The organism is Peptostreptococcus sp. MV1 (assembly GCF_000758885.1).
Classification (GTDB): Bacteria; Bacillota; Clostridia; order Peptostreptococcales; family Peptostreptococcaceae; genus Peptostreptococcus.
Genome location: NZ_JRNB01000011.1, coordinates 1 through 4,016 on the forward strand (window position 1 = coordinate 1; position 4,016 = coordinate 4,016).

At 38.2% G+C, this 4,016-nt stretch carries 1 protein-coding gene; it reads right to left on the reverse strand.

What is annotated here, in order from left to right:
• Window positions 1-114 precede the first annotated feature (114 nt).
• Complete coding sequence (locus HMPREF1639_RS01465; protein ID WP_036762502.1) at window positions 115-3,555, reverse strand: pyruvate carboxylase; 3,441 nt, start codon at window positions 3,553-3,555, stop codon at window positions 115-117.
• Window positions 3,556-4,016 lie beyond the last annotated feature (461 nt).

Sequence of the window (4,016 nt, forward strand, 5' to 3'; positions counted from 1 at the left end):
GCTATGGATGCTGCCGTATAATTTAATAGATTTTATTGATTTAAATTATCACCAAAGTGACCTAACATAGAGCCGAATTATTCTCCTACCCTAATCTTTTAATTATTTTATACCCTAGTCAATTGGGTCTAGCTGGATTAGTAACTGCTTGTCTACTACCATGTCATTTACAGCAACCTTTATGTCGTTAATAACACCTGCAGACTTAGCAACTATGTTAGTCTCCATCTTCATGGCTTCAATTACTATTAGTGGCTGGTTTTCTGCAACTTCATCGCCCTTCTTTACCAATAGCTTGACTACCTTACCTGGTATTGATGCACCTATCTGGTGAGGGTCATTCATGTCTGCCTTTTCCACGCTCTTTACTAGACCTGTATAGTTGTTGTCCTTGATATCTACATCTCTCAACATACCATTTAGTTCAAATGTAAGAGTTCTCATACCGTCATCCTTAGGGTCACCGATATCTACTAGCTTGATAGTAAGGTTCTTACCTTCTTCTATCTCTACTTCACATTCCTGACCAATATTTAGTCCGTAGAAGAATACATCAGATTCAAGTTCACTTACGTCATTGAAATCTTTAACATGGTTGATGTAATCATCAAATACCTTTGGATATAGGGCATAGCTTAGCTCCTGCCTATGTGTTGGCTTTTCTATTCCTAGGTCATCTATCAGGTGTTGCTTTATAGCATCGAAGTCTTCTGATGGTAATAATGAACCTGGTCTAGCTGTAATAGCTGGCTCTCCCTTTAGAACTACTTCCTGAAGTCTCTTTGGTACTCCACCTGCTGGCTGTCCAATCATACCTTTGCAGTAGTCAACTAGGGAATCTGGGAATGACAGGTTCTTACCTTCTTCAATTATATTTTCTTCTGTTAGGTTGTTCTTAGTCATAAAAATAGCTAAGTCACCCACCACCTTTGATGATGGTGTAACCTTGATAATATCTCCAACCACCCTATTGGCAACCTTGTAGTTTTCCTTTACTTCTTCAAACCTATTCACTAGACCTAGAGAATCTGCCTGTGGCTTTAGGTTAGTGTACTGACCACCTGGTATTTCGAAGTCGTATATTTCAGCATTTGAGTTAGTAAGGTCACTCTCAAACTTGTAGTATATCTTTCTTAGGTCTCTATAGTATTTTCCTAGTTCGTTGTAGCCAAACATATCTATCTGAGGGTCTCTCTCTGTAAACTTCAAGCCTTCAATTGTTGCATTTAGAGATGGCTGTGAAGTGATACCTGCCATCGATTCTAGGGCTGCATCGACTATATCTACTCCAGCCTGTGATGCCATTAGTAGAGTAGCCACACCATTACCACTAGTATCATGTGTATGTAGGTGAATTGGGGCCTTTACATTTTCCTTTAGGGCCTTAATCAATTCATAGGCAGCATATGGCTTTAATAGACCTGCCATGTCCTTTATGCCTATAATATCTGAACCTGCTGCTTCTAACTCTCTAGCCATATTGACATAGTAGTCTATAGTGTACTTTGTCTTGTCTTGGTCTAGGACATCACCTGTATAGCACATAGCAGCTTCTACTATCTTTCCAGTTTCCTGGGCTGTAGCCATTGATGGCTTCATATTTTCTACCCAGTTTAATGAGTCGAATATTCTGAAGACATCTATACCTGAGTTTGCAGATTCCTTGATGAACTCAGATATGACATTATCTGGGTAGTTCTTGTAACCAACACCGTTTGATGCTCTCAACAACATTTGGAAGTTAATGCTAGGTATTGCTTCTCTCAACCTGTGTAACCTTGTCCAAGGTGATTCTTTAAGGAATCTATAGGCAACGTCGAATGTTGCCCCACCCCACATTTCAAGTGAGAACATATCCTTCTGATAGTATTCTGTAGCCTTGGCTATATTCATTAGGTCAAATGTTCTGAACCTAGTTGCTATTAATGACTGGTGGGCATCTCTCATTGTAGTATCAGTGAATAGAAGTTTCTTTTCATTCTTAATATCTTCTATATAGGCCTGCTTGCCCATTCTCAATAACTTGTCCCTGCTACCCTCTACCTTGGCGATTTCTCTAATCCTAGGCTCATATAGGGCATCGAATGTCTTTCTTTCCTGGCACTTGTTGTCGTTGACTACTACATTACCTATAAATTTGAGTAGTTTAGTACCCCTGTCCTTACTTTCCTGTATATCAAATAATTCTGGGTTCTCATCTATAAACTTTGTAGAGCATTTACCTGCTATAAATCTTGGGTCAAGTAGGACATTTACTAGGAAACCTACGTTAGTTTTAACACCTCTAACCCTCATTTCCTTGATAGATCTGACCATCTTGTTGATAGCACCCCTAAATGTTCTATCATGTGAAATTGTCTTTACCAACAATGAGTCGTAATATGGGCTGATTACTGCGCCTGTAAATCCGTTACCGCCATCTAGTCTGATACCTGATCCTGAACCTGACCTGTATACCTGGATTTTTCCGGTATCAGGCATAAACCCTTTCTTAGGGTCTTCTGTTGTTATTCTACACTGAATCGCATAGCCTCTCAATTGAACATCATCCTGTCCCTGGATATTTATTTCCGGATCAGACAACTTACAACCCTGGGCTATCAAGATCTGACTCTGTACAATATCTATGCCTGTCACTTCTTCTGTAACTGTATGCTCAACCTGGACTCTAGTGTTCATTTCTATAAAATAGTAATCTCCATTCTTGTCTACCAAGAACTCTAGTGTACCCGCATTTGAGTAACCAACATGCTGGGCTATCCTGACTGCATCCGCACATATCCTATCTCTTAGCTGGGCATCTAGAGAAAATGCTGGTGCAAATTCTATAATCTTCTGATGCCTTCTCTGTACAGAACAATCTCTCTCATACAAGTGGACTATATTGCCATGCTTGTCGCCAATTACCTGTACTTCTATGTGCTTGGGGTCTTCTATATACTTTTCTATAAATATTAGGTCTTCTCCAAAGGCCTTTCTTGATTCACTTCTTGCATTCTCAAATTCTATCTCAAGGTCTTCTTCACGGCGGACAATTCTCATACCTCTACCGCCACCACCATTAGATGCCTTTACCATTACAGGATAACCTATCTGGGCCGCAACTGCCTTGGCCTCCTTAACAGTCTTTAGGGCCTTTTCTACTCCTGGTATCGTTGGTACATTGGCCTCATGGGCTACTATCTTAGAATTTATCTTATCTCCAAGTCTTTCCATGATGGATGAATCTGGACCTATAAATGTGATTCCGTTTTCTTCACACTTCCTGGCAAACTCTGCATTTTCAGATAAGAATCCATATCCTGGATGTATGGCATCTACCTTTTTTCTCTTGGCCAAGGCTATTATTCCATCTATATCCAAATAGGCATCTACCGGACCCATACCTTCACCTACTAGGTATGATTCATCTGCCTTTGTTCTGAACAAGGCGTACTTATCTTCTTCACTATATATACCAACACTTCTAATCTGCAACTCCGCACAGGCTCTAAATATTCTAATCGCTATTTCACCTCTGTTGGCTACCAAAACTTTGTTAAATTTTTTAAGCATATGTCAACCTCCACCTTATTTTTGAATTTAATATCTCTATTATATACCAGTTTGGCTTTATTTTAAATACCTATACCTAAACTTTTTATAAAATAATGATTTCTCGGCCAATTCCTAATTAATAAAAGTCTCTAATACGTACATTCTATATATAAATAAAGTTTTTTATATCACTTATAGGTTGTTTTTTAGTTTATGAATATTTATATTTGCGATTTTCAGGCTATAATTGCAACTAATACGGCTACTTCTTTCAATTTTTTACTATTATCCCACTATTTTATCCAATTTATAGGTCTTTATATGATGTTTTCGGGCTAGACTTTCCATTATTCAAGATTATATATGACATAAATTTTATCGAATATTCACATTATCTATTTTTTAAATATTCGTATTCGTTTTACTGGTTCTTTGTCAACTAGCGTTGATGAATAAAATCCGAAATTTATGCGACAGCA

Coding starts and splice junctions, on each gene's coding strand:
- HMPREF1639_RS01465 (WP_036762502.1), bottom strand. CDS start 3,555: ATGCTTAAAAAATTTAACAAAGTTTTGGTAGCCAACAGAGGTGAAATA.